This window comes from Rhizobium ecuadorense, assembly GCF_001187535.1.
Classification (GTDB): Bacteria; Pseudomonadota; Alphaproteobacteria; order Rhizobiales; family Rhizobiaceae; genus Rhizobium; species Rhizobium ecuadorense.
The window spans coordinates 1-206 of sequence record NZ_LFIO01000742.1 but is presented as its reverse complement, the minus strand read 5'-3'; the positions used below and the strand labels follow the sequence as shown (position 1 = coordinate 206).

The following is a 206-nucleotide window of genomic DNA, read 5'->3' as shown; positions in this document are numbered from 1 at the left end:
GGTATCCGCCTCGGCGGAGACCTTTCGGACGCAACGGTGGCGGCCATCAACCAGCTTCTCCTGAAACACAAGGTCATCTTCTTCCGCGACCAGGAACATCTTGACGATGCCCAACAGGAATCATTCGCACGCCGCCTGGGCGACCTTGTGCCTCATCCAACCCAGGGTCCGGTGACCGGCACGGCCTCCATCCTCAATCTCGATTC

The 206-nt window shown here is 60.2% G+C and carries 1 protein-coding gene; it reads left to right on the top strand.

The window, feature by feature from the left end; translation table 11 throughout:
* On the top strand, positions 1-206 hold a 206-nt coding region (locus AF337_RS13655; protein WP_193393615.1), incomplete at both ends, for a TauD/TfdA dioxygenase family protein.